This window comes from Vibrio sp. 1562 (genome assembly GCF_033340155.1).
GTDB lineage: Bacteria > Pseudomonadota > Gammaproteobacteria > Enterobacterales > Vibrionaceae > Vibrio > Vibrio alginolyticus.
On sequence record NZ_JAWOVY010000839.1, the window covers coordinates 1 to 504 of the forward strand.

Here is a 504-nt window from a genome sequence, read left to right on the forward strand (position 1 = left end):
CACTTGAGAAATAAACTGAGGTTTTTTGCCGTAAAGCAGTAAAAATAGCGTTTCTTGCTCGCGGCATGTGAGCTTTTCTGGTTTCGGGTTCAGATTCGAAAAACGGAAAATGGATTGATGGTTTATGTCTGTACCGATGGCTCGACACACCCAGTAGCCCACTTCAATCACGGCGGTGTCGGTTAACTCTCGGCCATAAAAAATGGTGCCGAGGATGTTGCCTTGTTCATCTCGCCAAGGGGTTTTCGTGAAAATATGTGCGCGCCAACGCCCGTCAGGGTAAGGATGAATATCAAGGATCTTCAACGATTCGCCCGTTTCGATCACATGTTTATCTTGGCGTTGAAATTCTTGCGCGCATTCAGTGGTTGGGCTCGACATCTCGAAGTCAGTTTTACCAATGCACTCTTCTGGTGAGGCATGGCCCAATAATTCGGCGTATTCCTGATTCACATAACGGAATACCGAATCTTTATCTTTGCACCCCCAACAACCCGGTAGCTG

Annotated in this window: 1 protein-coding gene; it reads right to left on the minus strand. The window is 47.2% G+C overall.

Annotation, left to right across the window (positions count from 1 at the left end; genetic code table 11):
- Positions 1–504, minus strand: a 504-nt coding sequence (locus tag R7Z49_RS27965; protein WP_318112915.1) for a PAS domain-containing protein, incomplete at both ends; no start/stop codon positions are given.